Origin of the sequence: Maribacter forsetii DSM 18668 (genome assembly GCF_000744105.1) — a bacterium.
Taxonomy (GTDB): Bacteria; Bacteroidota; Bacteroidia; order Flavobacteriales; family Flavobacteriaceae; genus Maribacter; species Maribacter forsetii.
In genome coordinates, this window is the sequence record NZ_JQLH01000001.1 from 2,356,724 (window position 1) to 2,374,284 (window position 17,561).

Annotated in this window: 17 protein-coding genes; 6 read left to right on the forward strand and 11 right to left on the reverse strand. The window is 33.8% G+C overall.

Going from position 1 to position 17,561, the window contains the following annotated elements; all coding sequences use genetic code 11:
- Window positions 1–82 precede the first annotated feature (82 nt).
- The 4 genes from P177_RS09900 to P177_RS09915 all read right to left on the reverse strand — a co-directional run bounded on the left by P177_RS09900 (window position 83) and on the right by P177_RS09915 (window position 4,293).
- Window positions 83–946: a helix-turn-helix domain-containing protein gene (locus P177_RS09900; RefSeq protein ID WP_036154354.1), complete on the reverse strand. Its 864-nt coding sequence runs from the start codon at window positions 944–946 to the stop codon at window positions 83–85.
- Window positions 947–1,054: 108 nt separating this feature from the next.
- Entirely contained in the window at window positions 1,055–2,047 is a 993-nt protein-coding gene (locus P177_RS09905; protein WP_036154356.1) for a 2-hydroxyacid dehydrogenase, read from the reverse strand.
- Between the two features lie 149 nt (window positions 2,048–2,196).
- A complete protein-coding gene (locus P177_RS09910; protein ID WP_051941792.1) occupies window positions 2,197–2,709 on the reverse strand; it encodes an ankyrin repeat domain-containing protein in 513 nt (170 codons plus the stop codon).
- 63 nt (window positions 2,710–2,772) lie between these two features.
- The gene (locus P177_RS09915) at window positions 2,773–4,293 is read right to left on the reverse strand and encodes a catalase (protein ID WP_036154357.1); all 1,521 of its coding nucleotides are present in this window, start codon (window positions 4,291–4,293) and stop codon (window positions 2,773–2,775) included.
- A 108-nt stretch (window positions 4,294–4,401) separates the two neighbouring features.
- Between P177_RS09915 and P177_RS09920 the strand changes: the two genes are divergently transcribed.
- A complete protein-coding gene (locus P177_RS09920; RefSeq protein WP_036154360.1) occupies window positions 4,402–5,325 on the forward strand; it encodes a hydrogen peroxide-inducible genes activator in 924 nt (307 codons plus the stop codon).
- Window positions 5,326–5,561: 236 nt separating this feature from the next.
- Here the strand turns inward: P177_RS09920 and P177_RS09925 are convergent, their stop codons facing one another.
- The 3 genes from P177_RS09925 to P177_RS09935 form a co-directional block, all read right to left on the reverse strand.
- The gene (locus tag P177_RS09925) at window positions 5,562–6,134 is read right to left on the reverse strand and encodes a DUF2911 domain-containing protein (protein ID WP_036154362.1); all 573 of its coding nucleotides are present in this window, start codon (window positions 6,132–6,134) and stop codon (window positions 5,562–5,564) included.
- A 101-nt stretch (window positions 6,135–6,235) separates the two neighbouring features.
- On the reverse strand, window positions 6,236–7,000 hold the full coding sequence (locus P177_RS09930; protein WP_157486526.1) for an SDR family NAD(P)-dependent oxidoreductase: 765 nt from the start codon (window positions 6,998–7,000) through the stop codon (window positions 6,236–6,238).
- 108 nt (window positions 7,001–7,108) lie between these two features.
- Window positions 7,109–7,837: a phosphatase PAP2 family protein gene (locus P177_RS09935; RefSeq protein ID WP_036158180.1), complete on the reverse strand. Its 729-nt coding sequence runs from the start codon at window positions 7,835–7,837 to the stop codon at window positions 7,109–7,111.
- Window positions 7,838–8,021: 184 nt separating this feature from the next.
- Here P177_RS09935 and P177_RS09940 point away from each other — a divergent pair, with 184 nt between their 5' ends.
- Window positions 8,022–8,864, forward strand: a complete 843-nt coding sequence (locus P177_RS09940; protein WP_036158183.1) for a 1,4-dihydroxy-2-naphthoyl-CoA synthase — start codon at window positions 8,022–8,024, stop codon at window positions 8,862–8,864.
- Between the two features lie 447 nt (window positions 8,865–9,311).
- Here the strand turns inward: P177_RS09940 and P177_RS09945 are convergent, their stop codons facing one another.
- Together P177_RS09945 and P177_RS09950 are read right to left on the reverse strand one after the other, a co-directional pair.
- Complete coding sequence (locus tag P177_RS09945; protein ID WP_036154365.1) at window positions 9,312–10,646, reverse strand: serine hydrolase domain-containing protein; 1,335 nt, start codon at window positions 10,644–10,646, stop codon at window positions 9,312–9,314.
- A gap of 77 nt (window positions 10,647–10,723) precedes the next feature.
- The gene (locus P177_RS09950) at window positions 10,724–11,125 is read right to left on the reverse strand and encodes a DUF2452 domain-containing protein (RefSeq protein WP_036154368.1); all 402 of its coding nucleotides are present in this window, start codon (window positions 11,123–11,125) and stop codon (window positions 10,724–10,726) included.
- Between the two features lie 107 nt (window positions 11,126–11,232).
- On the opposite strand from P177_RS09950, the gene P177_RS09955 reads away from it, so the two are divergent.
- The 4 genes from P177_RS09955 to P177_RS09970 are packed head-to-tail and all read left to right on the forward strand — an operon-like array spanning window position 11,233 to window position 15,320.
- Complete coding sequence (locus tag P177_RS09955; RefSeq protein ID WP_084684663.1) at window positions 11,233–12,744, forward strand: FG-GAP repeat domain-containing protein; 1,512 nt, start codon at window positions 11,233–11,235, stop codon at window positions 12,742–12,744.
- Between the two features lie 5 nt (window positions 12,745–12,749).
- The gene (locus P177_RS09960; protein ID WP_036154372.1) at window positions 12,750–13,175 is read left to right on the forward strand and encodes a 3D domain-containing protein; all 426 of its coding nucleotides are present in this window, start codon (window positions 12,750–12,752) and stop codon (window positions 13,173–13,175) included.
- Window positions 13,172–13,834 (forward strand): peptidoglycan recognition protein family protein, encoded by a 663-nt coding sequence (locus P177_RS09965; protein WP_036154374.1) that lies wholly within the window; start codon window positions 13,172–13,174, stop codon window positions 13,832–13,834. Before P177_RS09960 ends, P177_RS09965 begins: the two co-directional genes overlap by 4 nt.
- Window positions 13,835–13,856: 22 nt before the next feature.
- Window positions 13,857–15,320 (forward strand): M14 family metallopeptidase, encoded by a 1,464-nt coding sequence (locus tag P177_RS09970; RefSeq protein WP_036154376.1) that lies wholly within the window; start codon window positions 13,857–13,859, stop codon window positions 15,318–15,320.
- Window positions 15,321–15,391: 71 nt separating this feature from the next.
- Here P177_RS09970 and P177_RS09975 read toward each other — a convergent pair whose 3' ends face one another.
- Together P177_RS09975 and P177_RS09980 are read right to left on the reverse strand one after the other, a co-directional pair.
- Window positions 15,392–16,222: an OmpA/MotB family protein gene (locus tag P177_RS09975; RefSeq protein ID WP_036154378.1), complete on the reverse strand. Its 831-nt coding sequence runs from the start codon at window positions 16,220–16,222 to the stop codon at window positions 15,392–15,394.
- Window positions 16,223–16,426: 204 nt separating this feature from the next.
- The gene (locus P177_RS09980) at window positions 16,427–17,518 is read right to left on the reverse strand and encodes a vWA domain-containing protein (protein ID WP_036154381.1); all 1,092 of its coding nucleotides are present in this window, start codon (window positions 17,516–17,518) and stop codon (window positions 16,427–16,429) included.
- Window positions 17,519–17,561: the final 43 nt, after the last annotated feature.

Here is a 17,561-nt window from a genome sequence, read left to right on the forward strand (position 1 = left end):
TGTAATTCTACACTGCAAAACTAAAATGGGAATGACGGTATTCCGTTATCAATATGAGACTAAGAATGGTAAATATGCGCAATTATACTGAACTGGCTCTGAATGCCTTAGGAGAAACACCAACATTTTTTTTGAAAAATTTGGTGAAATTTGTCAGCTCGTCAAAGCCAATTTCATACGCTATCTCTTTAAAACCATTATCTGTACTGACAATAGATCTTTTTGCCTCAAGAATTACGTAGCCGTCTATAAAGGTTTTAGCCGTACCCAATGTAAACTCCTTAACCACTTCATTTAGGTGTTTGGTAGTAATGGTAAGCATTTCGGCATAGTCTTTCACATTTCTTGTAGTAGCATAATTTTGCTCTACTAAATTTTTGAATGCTATAAAAACCGTATAGTTCTTAACGTTATTTTGAGGTGATTGCTGATTATATTCCCGTTCAAGTCTCAGTAAATAGAGATTGATCAAAGAGGCTACTATATTGTTTCTTGCAAAGGTGTTTGAATTGGTAAGTTCTGCATTCAATTCCTGTAAAAAAGAATGGTTGAGCTCCTTGTTTTGTGAAATAGGGGATGTCACGTGATAATTATACAGATGCGATATCATATTGATCGAGGATTTTGAGAAGTGGTTCATGACAAAATCTTCTGTAAACAACACCAAAAATCCTTTATAAGTAGCATTTTTTTGAAAGGCATGAACTTGACCTTTTGCTAACTTTAGTACCGAGTCTTTTTTAACGGCATAATCCTTTAAGTCTACTTGATGCGTACCCTTACCCTCTGTAACGATCAGTAAGGCAAAAAAATGAATCCTATGCGGTTGGGTAGGGTTGTGGTCTGCTATTTCAGGTATTCTAGCAAAAAACTGTGTTAAGTTCAAACATTCGAAACTATGTTTGTTTTCGGCATCTTGAAATGATATGTCTGGTATATTTTTCAAGGTTCACATTTAGTTTACATGTTTTGGAATACTAAAAATAAGCTAATTCATAACAAAGGGTTAATATATAAATGTATATCTAGAACCCATCTATCAAATGTATAAGCTTTATTGCCCGACCTCATTGACTAATTCGCTTCCGTTTTCAAATGCTTTTATATTCTCTAAAGTAATAGTAGTTATTTGATCCATGGCTTCCTTAGTAAAATACGCTTGATGAGAAGTAATCAATACATTAGGGAAGCTTAATAGTCTTAATAACATATCATCCTCAATAATAACTTCAGAATGGTCTTCGAAGAAAAGATTCTCTTCCTGCTCGTAAACATCAATACCTAAATACCCAATTTTCTTATTCTTTAGTCCCTCAATGGCATCTTCGGTTTTTATCAATGCACCACGGCTGGTATTAATAATCATAACTCCGTCTTTCATTGATGCTATAGAGGCTTTATTTACTATATGTTTGGTATGCTTGTTCAACGGGCAATGAAGTGACAAAATATCCGACTGTTCAAAAACCTTTTCCAATGGCATATATTCAACACCTAGTGCTACTAAATTCTCGTTTTCAGCAATATCATAAGCGATTATCTTACACCCGAATCCTTTGATAATTTTACAGAATGTTTCTCCAATTTTTCCTGTACCTATAACGCCAATAGTTTTGTTGTTTAAGTTGAAGCCAATGAGGTTTTTAAGCGAAAAATTACCTTCTCGAACACGGTTGTAAGCCTTATGTGTTTTACGATTTAGGGTTAAAATCAACGCTAAGGCATGTTCGGCAACCGCTTCTGGAGAATACGCAGGAACTCTTACAACTTTTATATTCTCTTTTGCAGCAGCATCCAAGTCTACATTATTGTAGCCGGCACAGCGTAACGCAATTAGTTGAATTCCATTTTTGGAAAGTATTTTTATAGTATTATCATCTACAGTATCATTAACAAAAACGCAGACCGCATCACAATCTGCAGTTAATTTGGCAGTATCAGGATTTAATGCTGTTTCATAAAAAGAAAAAGAATAGTTATACTCCTTATTATATTTTTCAAAATATTCTTGATCGTAAGTTTTGGTACTAAAAACAGCTATTCTCATTATTGGTTATTTAAGGATGAAATATAACTTGAAGATAAATATAACCTTGCAAAGAACATATTCATTTTTAAATAATATTGATACATATAAAAACCACAAAATGCCCTTTTTTACAGGACATTTTGTGGTTTAATCAGACGATATGTAATTTATTTTAAAAGTGCAATTACTTCTGTATTACCTTGCATCTGTGCGTGTTTTAATGCTGTGTTGCCTCTATTATCCATTATAGATGCATCTGCTTTGTTTTTAAGCAAGTAATCAGCTATTTCAGTGTGACCAAAAGTACTTGCATATATAAGTGCTGTAGCATCATTGTAGTTTTGTAGATTCACTTCTGACCCATAATCAATAAGCATTTTAGCGATTTCAATATTTCCTTTAAAGCAAACCCCCATTAAAGCGGTATTACCAGATGCATCTTGTGCATTTACATTACTCCCTTTTTCTAACAAGTATGCGACAACCTCTTTTTGGTTATTATATGCTGAAAGAATTAAAGGAGTAAAACCTTTATTGTCAACGGCGTTTATAGCATCTTTATTTAAGTCATATATTTTTTCAAGAGTATCGATATCTCCACTACGTGATACATCAAAAATATCTTGAGCGCTGCTTGTAATTGTACTGATCATAATTAATAGTATTAGTATATTTTTCATAATTTTTAAATATTAAAGAGGGGATGCTACTAAGCATCCCCTTAGTTAATTGTTACTTCTATTCTAGTGCATAAAATCTTTTTGAGAAAATCCTAGTTCTTTTGCTATTCTCATGCCAAAATCGCTATCTGCTTGATAGAAATATCCTATCATTTTCATTTGGATGTTTCTATCTGTAACCTGACCTAAATCACCTTTCAAATTTTTAATTAAATTGTCCTGCTCTTGTTTTGATAATGATCTGTAGAAATCACCTGCTTGTGCAAAATCGTTAGTCTTAGTGATTTTCTTTTGAGTAATGGTCACATTTTTTAAAGTAGTTTCTGACAGTTTATACTGCGGGTCTTCTTTTAATGTGGCCTTAGAACTTGGTTGATAATTTACATCCGGATTTTCAAATCGTTTATTTCCGGCACTGTTCCAACTATCAGAATTATAATTCTTTGGCTCTTCTAAAGGTTTATTTATCTCTAACTGCAAGAAATTAGGACCTAAACGATGTCTTTGTGTATCAAAATATGAGAATAATCTACCTTGTAATAACTTGTCTTCTGATGGCTCTACACCCGGAATCAATGCACCAGGAGAAAAGGCTATACTTTCTACTTGTTCAAAATAATTTATAGGGTTCTGATTTAATGTCATAGTACCAATCTTTATTTTCTCAATCTTATCCTCTGGCCAATCTTTGGTAGCATCTAATGGCCAAAAATCAAAAGAATGTAAATCTTCTGGTTTAATCAATTGAACATAAAGATCCCATTGCGGAAAATTCTTATCGTCAATATCTTTTCTTAAGCTTACCGTAGCATGTTGCCAATCTTTACCTTGTTGCGCTGCAGCTTCTTCAGTTGTTAAGTTTTTTTCACCCTGTTTAGATACCCAAGCATATTTTACATAGGTTACTTTTCCTTCACTATTGATCCATTTATAACCATGAACACTACTACCGTTCATAAACTGATATCCTTTAGGAATACCTAAATCAGTATATAATCTAGTAAGCATATGTGTAGCTTCGGGTACATGTGAAAAGAAATCGAAAAATCTGTTAGGATCTTGCTTGTTGGTTTCTGGAGATGGTTTTAAGGAATGTACCATGTCAGGAAATTTGATAGCATCTCTAATAAAGAAAATTGGCAAATTATTACCTACAATATCATAGTTTCCTTGTTCGGTATAGAATTTAACGGCAAAACCACGTGGGTCTCTTGCTGTTTCTGGAGATCCTTTGCCATGAATAACTGTAGAAAAACGTGCTGCCAATTCTGTCTTTTTACCTACATTGGAAAAAGGAACTGCTTTAGTGTAAGCTGACATATCTTTTGTAGCTTCAAAATATCCAGAAGCTCCCGCACCTCTCGGGTGAACTACTCTTTCTGGAATTCTTTCCCTATCAAAAGCAGCTAATTTTTCAACTAAATAGATGTCTTCTAATAAAACCGGACCGTATTCGCCTACAGTTTTTGAGTTTTGATTATCACCAACAGGTACACCTCCATTTGTGGTAATAGTTTCGGTGGTTTGGGAGAAACCCATTATACCAACTGAAAGCATGATAAGTGATGCTAATTTCTTTTTCATTTTATATAGATTTAATTTATAAGATTGCTGCAAAATTCAATTACATACCCGTATTAATCAAATTAATACTCTATATACTTGTATTGGTAAAATTAATATGTATCATATATGACCATACAACAATTAGAATACGTAATTGCCTTAGATACTTATAGACACTTTGTTACGGCTGCGGAAAAGTGTTTTGTAACACAACCTACAATTACCATTCAAGTAAAAAAATTAGAGAATGAAATAGGGTTTTTAATTTTCGATAAAAGTAAATCGCCTTTTAAACCATCAGATTTGGGGGAAGTTTTTATCGCAAAAGCTAAAGTTATTCTTCATGAAATAAAGGAATTAAAAAACATGGTGAATGTGGAACTTGACAATCTAGAAGGGGAGTACAGAATGGCTGTTATACCTACAATTTCGTCTTATTTGATTCCTTTGATTTCAGGTACTTTCTCAGAGAAATACCCCAATACCATTTTAAGAATTCAAGAAATGGAGAGCGATCAAATTATTTTAGCATTGCAAAAAAAAGAAATAGACTTAGGTATTTTGGTGACACCATTAAATGAACCTTTTATTCGAGAAATAAAATTATATAACGAACCATTCATTTTCTACGGGCAAGAAGATAGTTTTATAAAGGAGAAGAATACGTTAAGTGTTACCGAGATAGAAAACCTTGATAATATTTGGCTTCTAGAAAATGGGCATTGCTTTAGAAATCAAGTATTGAATATTTGTGGAAATAGCGATAATAACAAGAATATTCAATTTCAAAGTGGATCTATTGAAGCTCTCAAAAGAATGGTCGATAATTATGGCGGATTCACTTTGGTGCCAGAAATGGCTATAAACGATAATGAAAAAGGCCGTATACTTCATTTTAACGAACCTAAACCTATACGCGAAGTTAGTTTGGTAACCCACCACACATTTTCTAAAGATGTTTTAATTGATGCCTTACGTTTAGAAATATTAGATAAAACTCCAAAAGGATTTGAGAAAAATAAGCGATTTATTAAAATTAATTGGAGGTAGTTTTGATAATGAGATAAAGAAAACCTATAAATTTGTTATTCTATAAAGTTAGAATTTGGACCAATTGATTTGAGCTAAAACAAATGATTTTTACGTGCCTGTACAGATGTTGCTTTCTGTGATTTTAAGTATTGGTGTGAATAACTCATTAACACTAAATACCCCATATCTTTAGTGTGGTCAGGACCTTGAAACGATATGTTAGGTATTTCTTTCAAACTAAATAATGTAGCCCTTTAATAGCTTATCGGTATTTCAACCCTATCCATGTCCCAAGCGATATACATTAAGGCAATACCATTCTCAGAATCTTCAAATTGTATGGTAAATTCTTCTACTGGTTTATTGTTATGTAATACATGCGCCTCAATCCTTAAAACATCATTATTCTCATCATAACTATAATGACCCCATTGATCAACATCTTTATTAAAGATTATTGTCCATACTTCTTCCTTGGGTATGGCATACATGGTATAGATACCTTTTCTAAGTAATTTTCCATCTATGTTTACATCTTTGTATACTTTAATCTCTGTAGCTTCATTGGCACCTAATCGCCAAATCTCATTGTATTTGACCATACCATCAAAAACCACACGTCCATTTTTTTGAGGTCTACTATAATCTACCCTGAGAATGGGAGAATCTGGTAGGTTTCTTTCAGGAGCAAATTTTATATCGTGGGCAAAATGATCTGGTAAGTAGACTCTATCTAAAGGGCTTTTATCAAGACCTCTAAAGTTTTGGGAATAAGCAATAGAAGTAAAGAGACTAAAACATGCACAAAATAGCGTAATTTTTTTCATAATAAATGATACTTATATGGTTAGTCATTTAACTCTTAAATGTAATAATTATAAGAACTAAACGATCACCATAAGTGCAGAATAATTATTAATAGGTAGATTTATAACATTAACCCACCAGTAGCTTCTATACGCTGACCATTGATCCAACCGGCATCTTGCGTACATAAAAAAGCAACAATTCCACCAATGTCTTCTGGTTCACCAACTCGACCAAGTGCGGTGTTACTACTAATTTTTTCACGTCTTTCCTCATTGTCCTTATTTGCCCCACCACCAAAGTCTGTTCCTACAGCACCAGGAGCTACCACATTTGCACGTATTTTTTTATCACTAAGTTCCTTTGCCAGAAATCTTGTTAATACATCTATACCACCTTTCATACTTGCATAGGCAGAAGAGCCAGGTATCGTTACCCTTACCAAGCCAGATGATATATTAATGATTCCGCCACCATCATTTAATTGTTCAACTGCATGCTGAGTTAAGAAATAAACGCCTTTTAAATGAATGTTCATCATAGCATCAAAATCGGCTTCGGTAGTTTCTAGAAATGGCTTGTAAATTCCCGTTCCTGCATTATTTATCAAGTAATCGAATTTAGCGGTACGGTAATTTTCATTTAAATACATGGAAACCGTTTTAAGGAAACTAGAAAAATTAGAGGTATCACTGGTATCTAATTGAAAAGCTACTGCCTTTTGACCTAGTTTTTCAATTTCCCTAACAACCTTCTCTGCAGCATCTTTTTTAGAGTGATAGGTTAAAATAACATCCAAACCTTTTTCTGCAATTTTTAATGCTATATTCTTTCCAATTCCTCGGCTACCACCGGTTACCAATGCTATTTTCGTTCTTGACATAATTCTACTTCTTAAAATTTATTTGTGTTTTTTATAGCTTACTAAAATATCAATATCAATTTTTTAATAAGGTATAAGCAAGGTTATTTATATATTAAAACTTTATGCTGCTTATGTTTTTGGATCGCGCCTAAACAATTGTATCAAATCAAAGACAAGTACACAAAAGACTACCCAAATGAACCCGGCAATGAAGCCGCCTGCTATATCCGAAGGAAAATGGACTCCCAAATAAATCCTACTTATTCCAATGCTTAAAATAATAACTGTTAAGGCGATCATCAATATATATTTCATCACTTTCTGAATATTGAACTTGGTGACCAGAAAAATAAGAAATCCGTAGAATGCCATCGCGCTCATTGCATGACCGCTAGGATAACTCAACGTTTCTACAGAAACTAAATGTTCAATACCTGGTCTTGCACGGTCAATAAATCTTTTCAATACCATATTAGAAATGGTAGCCAAAGCTAATATCAATGTTGCCTGTACCACGTATTTCCAGCGTTTAAAGACTAAAAGTGAGATTAAGAGAAATACCCCTAGTACTATTAAATATCCATACACATCACCAACATAGGTCATAAATTTAAAGTAAGATGTTAAACTGGGTGTACGATAAGAAATTACATAATCTGTAATTGCCGTGTCATAAGTGGCAAGGGTTTCTGTCTTTAAGGTTTCTGTCAATTCTACAAATAAATTAATTCCGCCAACAACGATGACCAAAGCAATTATTACTGTAATAACATAGGGTAATGTTGTGTTGTATTGGTTTAATTTATCCGCTAAAAATTCACGAAGCGATTTTATAAAAGTAAAAAGGGATTGTTTCATGAAACATTTTGTTGTTTGTGCCGTAAACATAGCAGTAATTGAGCATATCTACTGTTTCAAAGAAATCGATAACTAACTCGATTGGGTTAATTACTACATGTTAGGTTCTTTAACAGCATCTTCAAATTTGGACAGGTATACTTTGAACCCTTATCTTTATACGATAATAGAATTGTTAGAAATTATGAAATCACCCAATTGGAAAACAGCTATAGAATTTGATGATATTACGTATAAAAAATGTGACGGTGTAGCGCGTATTGCTTTCAACCGACCTAATGTGCGTAATGCTTTTAGACCACATACGACAAGTGAGTTAATTAAAGCTTTTTACGATGCTCAAGAAGATACTTCTATTGGAGTAGTTTTACTTTCTGCGGAAGGACCTTCTACTAAAGACGGAATATGGTCTTTTTGTTCTGGTGGTGATCAAAAGGCTAGGGGAGAAAAGGGGTATGTTGGTCAAGATGGTCAGCACCGTTTAAATATACTTGAAGTACAACGTATGATTCGTTTTATGCCGAAAGTAGTCATCTGCGTAGTACCGGGTTGGGCCGTTGGTGGCGGACACAGTTTGCATGTGGTTTGCGACATGACTTTAGCTAGTAAAGAACATGCTATTTTTAAACAAACCGATGCCGATGTTACCAGTTTTGATGGTGGATATGGATCTGCGTACCTAGCTAAAATGGTGGGACAGAAAAAAGCACGTGAGATTTTCTTTTTAGGCAGAAACTATTCTGCACAAGATGCTTTTGATATGGGTATGGTAAATGCCGTAATACCTCATGATGAGTTAGAAGACACCGCTTTTCAATGGGCACAAGAGGTTTTGGAGAAATCACCAACTTCTATAAAAATGTTGAAGTTTTCTATGAACTTAACAGATGATGGAATGGTGGGTCAACAAGTATTTGCCGGTGAAGCAACCAGACTAGCCTATATGACCGAAGAAGCAAAAGAAGGTAGAAACGCTTTCTTAGAGAAACGTAAACCTAATTTTGGTAAGGATAATTGGCTACCTTAATATAGCTGTTGGCTGTTGGCTGTTGGCTGTTGGCTGTTGGCTGTTGGCTAAAGGCTAAAGGCTAAAGGCTTAAAGAGATTGTTTGAACGCGAAGCGTTTCGGAATCAATTAAGTAGTACTTAATACTTAGTACTTTTTACTTCATACTTTTTTACCTGAAAACTGATACTGCCTACTGAATACTGAATACTGAATACTGAAAACTGAAAACTGAAAACTAAAAACTAAAAAACGCCCTAAACTAAAAAGAGTCCGATCATTGAAGATCAGACTCTTTTACGAGAACACTATATGAAAATGAAAAATTTTTAATTTGTTTTTAATAACACTGTAAATGTATATATCATTTAGAGTTCTTTGAAACTATTGTTGCCAAACAAGAGAATTCTGTTGTGAACATGTTCAAAAATGTGGTATTGTATTGAAAAGGTTAAAATTTTGCCCCTTTTATCGAATTGAAGCTATTATTTCTTTTAATAGGGTGTTAAATTGTTCATCGGTCTGTTCTTTTAGTCCGGTTCTGACGACCACAAGATCTTTTGAGGGTATTATAAAGATGCGTTGCCCTTGAAATCCGTTTACAGAATACAAGTCTTTAGGAATGTCTTCGTACTTTCCTTCGGCATTCAGCCAAAAATGTGCTCCATAAGTTCCGTTAGAATGGATTGTAGGTTTTGCTACATAGTCTGACCAGGATTCTGAAAATATACGGTTACCGTTCCAATCTCCCTCATTCAGATACAACAGTCCAAATTTTGCCCAATCTCTGGTAGTTGCCCATCCGTATGAAGACAAAATATAGTTACCAGATAAATCCGTCTCCAAGAGCATGGAGTTCATTCCTATTTTATCGATCAGTTCTTTATACGGAAAATCTAAATATTCTTGATGGGAGATGAACTGCTCTCTTAGAATACCAGACAGCAAATTTGTGGTACCAGAAGAGTAGTTCCAAATTTCTGTTGGCTGGGCTATTATACTTTTATTACGTTGAGACAAAGTCATGTCCGAATCCAAGAATAGCATTCGAGTAACATCGGAAATTTTAAAATAGTTCTCATCCCATTCCAATCCGCTTTGCATACGTAAAAGGTGATTCAATGTTATATTCATTTTCGGACTCTTCATGCCGATCTCTTCAGAAAATGGCTTGTACTCCATATCAATTTTATCTTGATATTCTAAAATACCATAAAGCGTAGATAAAATGCTTTTGGTCATTGACCACCCAAGAATTTTGGTATCCTTCGTAAACCCGCGAATGTAACGCTCCCCAATAATTTGATTTTTATGAACAACTAAAAGAGATCTTGTTTTTTGTTCTGGATCTTTAAAAGCATTTTCGAATGCTACTTCTAATTTATCGTAGGCTACATTTTCTAAAATAGTATCAATCACTCCGCTATTTCCATAGGGGAAAGGCAATGTATCTTTCACAATAAATCTATTGGGAATAATATCGAAATTATGTTTAGAATACTGCTTGTTAGTCAGTACTGCACCAATTCCTTCCTTATAAACTGCTGTTCTAGGCATAAGACCATATACCTTAGCCGTTGCAGATTTGTTTTCATCTGACACCTTAGAATCCGCTAATTTGATCAACGGCATGTTATTATCGTTTAGAGTAATGTCATCAGCATCTCTATCAGCAATAAAAACACTAGAGGCCATGTTTTTAGAAGCATAGCCAGAAATTAGATTTAGTTTTGGGTAGTTGAAATATGCAGCGGCAATAATACCTACTAATACAATGCCTAAAAGCAGTTTTGTTTTCTTCATTATTTATGGTCTTCTTTATAAAATTAAAATGTGTTCAAATTCTACTTTGACATATACTGTTCAACTTATCTGAGTTACTACAATTTCTCCCACGTTTTATCAGATGTAAGCTTAAAACTACCAACATAGTCAAAGTTACATTCTTGAGGTAAAATCAATGATAGAAATGTGCTTTCATCTTTTGCTTTATACAAATGGTATTCTTTACCAACAATTGGCTCAAAGCTAAATTTCGCACTGTATACCAGATTATTGTATTCAAAATTATCCATCAGTTTTTTATACGATTCTTGTAATGCTTCATATTCTGCCTTAAACTGATTATTGGCACTTACAATATGTGTATTCTTCCAAGAAGTTACGTCTGGAGGAGTGATTTTTGGAGCCGATACTCCTGTTGCAAAAGGGGATAGTTTACCATGATACTCTTGAGTATCTTCATTGAAAACTACATTATCTGGTTTCTTTTCTTTTGTCATAGCCCTACAAATTTAAAGAAAAGCAAGCATTTATATCTTGCTAGATTATTTACGTATGGGTATCTTCCATTTTTCAATTCCAATTTTAATAACACTATTTAATTCTAATGGATTTTAAGTCTTGCCTTTACTTCATTTTATTGTGTTCGCTTTTTTCGTGTAATACGGAGAAGCCTTCTAGAGAAGTTGTTCTTTATAATAGCTATTGCGCTAACTGCCATGTGGCTCCAGATATTCAATCTTTGCCTAAAAATATTTGGCAAGATTATGTTTTACCAGAAATGGGAGCTAGAATGGGTATTATTACTCCAGAAAAACATCCCTACTACAAATTACCATTTCATGAACAGATTGCTGTAATAAAAACAGGTGTATATCCTTCAAAACCATTGATACCATTAGAGAACTGGGATTTATTACAAAAGTATATTATTCAGCTTGCACCAGATAGTTTAAATAATGACAATGCCATTACAGAAAGTACACCGCTATCTCAATTTAACCCCTTACCAATTAGTCTTGATAGTATAGGAGGCAGCTTAATTACGTATATAAAAATAGAAGACGATTCAAAAAATATAATTACAGGTACTCGTAACGGACAGTTAAACGAGTTTAACCTTAATACAAAAACCTCTAAATTATTAGGAGATTTTAATTCTGCCATTATTGATGCTAGAATACTGAAGGATAGTATTTATGTAACAAATATGGGGAAGATGGACCCTAATGAAATTCCTAGAGGGCAATCTGTATTAAGGCATGGTAACGCTACCGCTGTTCTTCAAGATTCATTACACAGACCTGTACATACCATCTATTCTGATTTGAACAATGACGGAAATGAAGAAATTGTCATTAGTGAGTTTGGAGACCTAAAAGGCAAACTGACCTTACTACAAAAAGATAGTTTCGGTTTTTATAAAGAAAGAACGCTTTTAGATTTACCAGGTGCATTAAGGGTAATACCTAAGGATATGAATAAAGATGGCAAAGATGATTTAGTGGTCATGTTGTCGCAAGGTGATGAGGCTATTTACATTTTATATCAAGAAGATAACTTAGAATTTACAACAGAGAAAGTAATACGTTTTAGTCCGGTTTACGGTTCAAGTTGGTTTGAATTAGTAGATTATAATGGTGACGGATATGATGATATCATTACCATAAACGGTGATAATGCCGATAAGTCCTTTGTAAACAAACCTTACCACGGTATGCGTATTCATATAAACGACGGCGAAAATAATTTTACAGAAACCTATTTTCATCCTTTAAATGGCGCAACACGATTAATAGCAAACGATTTTGATCAAGATGGTGATTTAGATTTGGCTCTCTTAGCTACCTTTCCTGACTATGAAAACCATCCTGAATATAATTTCGTGTATTTAGAGAACATCAACACCGAGCAATATCAATTTAAGCAGCAGCACTTTAACGATATAAAAATGGGTAGGTGGTTCTTAATGGATGCTGCCGATTTTGATGCTGATGGTGATGAAGATATCGTTTTAAGTTCACTTACTTTTTCTTTTACGCCTGTACCAGAATATTTAGAAAAAGCTTGGAAAGAAAGTAAGACGGATCTTTTAATTTTAGAAAATAAGCTACATTAGTAGGTATGATAAAAAGATCATCTATTATAATAATCTTGATAATAGCTTTAAGCTGTTCAGAGAAACCTATGGATGATAAATATAATTGGGTTCCTATTAATGTTACCGCAACTGCATATAACTCCCTGCCATATCAAACGTCTTATGAACACTCTGCTATTACTGCATGGGGAGATTCTATTAAACCTGGTCAAAAATGGATTGCTGTTTCTAGAGATTTATTAAAGAAAGGATTAAGCTATAATACCATGGTGAAGATAGATACCTTTGATGGTATATTTTTGGTAAAAGATAAAATGCATTCTCGTTGGCGCAACCGTATTGATATTTACATGGGAGAAGATGTAAAGAAAGCCAAGGAATGGGGTAGACGTAAAATTACCATATCATACGCTGTTCCTAAGGATAGCTTAGAAATTATTGAAGAATGAAACATCATATTATTTACCTTTTATTCATTTGTATTTTAACTGCTTGTTCTTCCTCCAAAACTATTGTGGAGCATCCCATTACGTTTAATGAGGAGCGTAAAATATTGACCTTAGAATATCTACAAAATAGATATGGTTTGGAGCAAGATTCTCCGGAAATTGAACCTAAAATGATTGTTTTACATTGGACGGTCATTCCCACTTTCGAAAAATCATTTGAAGCCTTTGACCCGGTAACCTTACCTAATTGGAGACCAGATATTAAAAATGTAAGCGGCTTAAATGTATCTTCTCAATTTATGGTAGATAGAGATGGTACTATATATAAGTTACTACCAGAAACTACCATGGCGCGCCATGTCATTGGTTTAAATCATTGCGCCATTGGAGTGGAGAATGTTGGTGGTACTGAAGAGCTACCTTTGACCAAAGCACAGTTGAAATCTAATATTTGGTTGGTAAAGTATTTGAAAGATAAGTATGATATCGATTATTTAATCGGGCATTATGAATACACCCTTTTTGAAAATCACCCACTTTGGTTAGAAATAGATGAAGGTTATAGAACTGTGAAAACCGATCCGGGAACCGAGTTCATGGGTAAGGTCAGGAATGCGGTTAAGAAATTGAATTTTAAAGAGTTACCAAAAACAAAATAGCAATATAATAGAAGAACTATAAATGAAAAAATTATTACTCTCCATACTAAGCTTATGCACATTATCTGCAATTGGGCAATCAGATAATATTACCACTCAGTTGTACGACACTTATGAGAATTACAAAGAAGGTTCTATTGGTAAACGACGTATTAAAAGAACAGATATTCAACCGCTTATAGATAACCTTTCTGCTAATAGCAAGTTTAAAGTACATACGGTCGGTAAATCTATTGGTGGCAAAGATTTAAGCTTGATAAGCATTGGCAAAGGTGAAACCGATGTTTTTCTTTGGTCTCAAATGCATGGCGATGAACCAACGGCTACACAAGCTATTTTTGATATTCTTAATTTCTTTGATAGTCCTGATTTTAAAAAAGAAAAAGAAGCTATTCTTGCCAATTTAACGGTACATTTTTTACCAATGCTGAATCCTGATGGAGCCGAACTTTACCAACGTAGAAATTTGTTAGGGATAGATATTAATAGGGATGCGCTGCGTTTACAGTCCCCAGAATCTCAAACCTTGAAAAGAGTTAGAGATAGTCTTGATGCTGATTTCGGATTCAATCTTCATGATCAAAGCACGTATTATAATGCGGAACGCACTGAAAAACCAGCTACAATCTCTTATCTAGCTCCTGCTTATAATTATGAAAAAGATATTAATGAAACTCGTGGTAATGCCATGAAGATTATTGTTTTTATGAACGATATTCTTCAAAAATATGCTCCCGGGCAAGTAGGTAGATATAATGATGATTTTGAGCCAAGAGCTTTTGGGGATAATATTCAAAAATGGGGGACAAGTACCATTCTTATTGAGTCTGGCGGATTTCCAGAGGATGTTGAAAAGCAAGAAATTAGAAAACTGAATTACACGTCTATTTTATCTGCCATTTATACTATCGCTCAAAAGTCTTATGAAGCTATCGATATTGATGAATACGAGAAAATTCCGGAGAATGATAGAAAGCTATTCGATTTAAAAATTGTTGGCGTAAACTACGAACTTATGGGTAATACCTATAAAATAGATATAGGTATGAATCAGATTGAAGTTGATTACCCTGACCATAACTCTTTCTGGTATAGTAGTAGAATTTTAGATCAAGGTGATTTATCAACGTATTATGGTTACGAAACGTTAGATGCTACTGGTTATACAATCAAACAAGCAAAAGTGTACCCAAAGACTTTAAATAACTTTAACGATGTACAAGGATTAAATTTTACCGAAGTACTAAAACAAGGATATGGTTATTTACGTTTATCATCGTTCCCTGCTAAAAATATTAACTCACCTTACCCTGTTCATTTAATTGGAGAAAAATATAAAGTTCCAGAATTGAATTTAATGCCGGGAATCAACCCGACTTTCTTCTTAGAAAAAGACGGAGTTATAGCTTACGCGATAATTAACGGATTCTTAGTAGACCTTAATAAACCTCAGATTCAAGTACCAAATGCAATGATATTCAGATAATAAATTTAATTTTTAAGCATAAAAAAAGGGAAGCAATTGCTTCCCTTTTTCTGTATTTAGAACTTTAATTCTTACATAGTATCTTCTGCGTCTAAAAGAGCAAAAAACTTATCTAAGTTAGGTAAGATGATAATTTTTGTTCTTCTGTTCATCGCCATGTTTTCTTTAGTATCGTTTTCTACTAAAGGTAAGTAGCTACTTCTACCAGAAGCGATAAGTTGAGAAGGGTCAACATCATACTCTTTCTGTAATTTACGTACAATAGATGTAGCACGTTTTACACTTAGATCCCAGTTATCAGTAACCATTGGAGTGTTGATTGTTCTAGAATCTGTATGACCTTCAACCATAACTTCCATACTTGGCTCTGACTTAATTACATCAGCTAATTTTTTAAGAATATTATCAGCTTTGTTACTTACTCTATAACTTGCAGTATTAAACAATAGTTCATCAGAAATATTGATCATTACTACAGTCTTATCAATGCTTACATCAATATCTTCACCTTCATCAGAAATTGATTGTTTCAATTTATAAGAAACAGCCAAGTTCATTGAATCTTGTAATGTTTTTGCACCGGCTAATTTTGCAGGATCAACATTTTTCAATGTATTTCTCATCTTAGCTTTTGTATTGTTACTCATAACGGCAACATCATCAACACTTGTGAACTGGCTATCGTTCATCTCTTTTAATGAGTTGATTTTTGAATTGTACTCTTCTACACGAGCTTCAATTTTTGTCATTTGAGCTTGTAGCTCTTCTTTCTCAACTTGTGTTTTTTGTAATGTACTTTGAGTTTGAGATAAGTTATCTTCTAAAGCAACATATTTCTTTTTAGAAACACAAGACGATAAAAGTGCTACCGATACTATAGTAACTAAGGATAATTTTTTCATTTTGTTCTTTTTAATTAATATTAGTCTAATCGGTTTTATATACGGCACAAATCGATAAACGGATGTTTAAATGTTAATATGAAAGAGCTTCGCCCTGTAAATTACTAGTGCAATGAGATGATTATCAATACGTTGTTTATTTCATATTAGAGCAAAAAAAAGAAGCATTTTCATGCTTCTTCTTATATTTTGTGTGAGAATCACCTATTCACAACCTCCTGTAAATCCGTTTGCGCTAAACTTGGTTTGCACTGCACCTTGTCTAGAACCGGTATTGATTTCAATAGCTAAATTGTTTTCTCCGCTACCATCTCTTTTAGGGCTACAGTACTCAAATAAGTAAAAGCTATTGGCTCTTTCAGAAACCTTTTCAGAGATATCTCTAAACGTTGTTTCCAATTCATCTTTATTGGTTGCAAAAACACTTGCTGTTTTACCTATAGCTGTTAAAACCTCAGTGTCTATTTCTGCTCCTAAACCAATACTGAAAAAAGAGATATTAGCATTTGCCTCATTTACTTTCTTTAAAGCGGCATCCTCCGTATAACGTGAAGCTTGATCTGTACCATCTGTAAACAATACTACAGATGCAGCACCTATTTTACCACCTTCAGTAGATACTTTTACTAAATCAGACGCAATATCAGTAGATTTTATTACCGCACCATATAAATCTGTAGAAGGGTCGTTGCTGATATCATCTGTTATTCCGTCAACTGCTTCAGTAAGTTCAACTCTTGAAGATGTCAATTCATTTAACAAGTGTAATTCATCTTCCCCATCAAACCAGTAGATAGCCATTTTAACGGATTCATTCGCTGTTTCTGGCATAACCGCTTCAATGAAACTAGTGGAAGCCAATTTTAATTCTTCTAAGCTACTGCTCAAAACACTATTGCTTAAATCTAATACTAGTAATGTGTTATTTGAGAAAATTTGTGAGTTTGGTGATATACGTGCCGATGATTCTGAAGTAGATATCGTATTAAAACAATCGTCATTTCTACCTTGCTCATAAATGGTAAATTGATCTGCCGTTAAGCCAGGAACCGGATTTCCGCCAGTATCGGATACTCTAAAAAATACAGATACTTTACCAGGTAGTGTAGTGTATTGATCTTGTATAGATAGCACAAGTTCACCTTCTTCTAGTCCCAAACAATCATCTACCACGGTACCTTCTCCTAGTCCGTCTCCTGTATTTAGGATTAAACTAACATCATCATCTGCATTACCACAAGAAACAAATAGTGCTATCATAAACAATACACTAAAGGACTTCAAGAAATTTTTCATATTAATTAATTATAGGTTCAACTAGCAGAACGGACAAAGTTTA

What these genes read in the sequence shown, in the direction of transcription:
- P177_RS09905 (WP_036154356.1), bottom strand. Translation starts at nt 2,047, where the DNA reads ATGAGAATAGCTGTTTTTAGTACCAAAACTTACGATCAAGAATATTTT.
- P177_RS09910 (WP_051941792.1), bottom strand. Translation starts at nt 2,709, where the DNA reads ATGAAAAATATACTAATACTATTAATTATGATCAGTACAATTACAAGC.
- P177_RS09915 (WP_036154357.1), bottom strand. Translation starts at nt 4,293, where the DNA reads ATGAAAAAGAAATTAGCATCACTTATCATGCTTTCAGTTGGTATAATG.
- P177_RS09920 (WP_036154360.1), top strand. Translation starts at nt 4,402, where the DNA reads ATGACCATACAACAATTAGAATACGTAATTGCCTTAGATACTTATAGA.
- P177_RS09925 (WP_036154362.1), bottom strand. Translation starts at nt 6,134, where the DNA reads ATGAAAAAAATTACGCTATTTTGTGCATGTTTTAGTCTCTTTACTTCT.
- P177_RS09935 (WP_036158180.1), bottom strand. Translation starts at nt 7,837, where the DNA reads ATGAAACAATCCCTTTTTACTTTTATAAAATCGCTTCGTGAATTTTTA.
- P177_RS09940 (WP_036158183.1), top strand. Translation starts at nt 8,022, where the DNA reads ATGAAATCACCCAATTGGAAAACAGCTATAGAATTTGATGATATTACG.
- P177_RS09945 (WP_036154365.1), bottom strand. Translation starts at nt 10,646, where the DNA reads ATGAAGAAAACAAAACTGCTTTTAGGCATTGTATTAGTAGGTATTATT.
- P177_RS09950 (WP_036154368.1), bottom strand. Translation starts at nt 11,125, where the DNA reads ATGACAAAAGAAAAGAAACCAGATAATGTAGTTTTCAATGAAGATACT.
- P177_RS09955 (WP_084684663.1), top strand. Translation starts at nt 11,233, where the DNA reads ATGGATTTTAAGTCTTGCCTTTACTTCATTTTATTGTGTTCGCTTTTT.
- P177_RS09960 (WP_036154372.1), top strand. Translation starts at nt 12,750, where the DNA reads ATGATAAAAAGATCATCTATTATAATAATCTTGATAATAGCTTTAAGC.
- P177_RS09965 (WP_036154374.1), top strand. Translation starts at nt 13,172, where the DNA reads ATGAAACATCATATTATTTACCTTTTATTCATTTGTATTTTAACTGCT.
- P177_RS09970 (WP_036154376.1), top strand. Translation starts at nt 13,857, where the DNA reads ATGAAAAAATTATTACTCTCCATACTAAGCTTATGCACATTATCTGCA.
- P177_RS09975 (WP_036154378.1), bottom strand. Translation starts at nt 16,222, where the DNA reads ATGAAAAAATTATCCTTAGTTACTATAGTATCGGTAGCACTTTTATCG.
- P177_RS09980 (WP_036154381.1), bottom strand. Translation starts at nt 17,518, where the DNA reads ATGAAAAATTTCTTGAAGTCCTTTAGTGTATTGTTTATGATAGCACTA.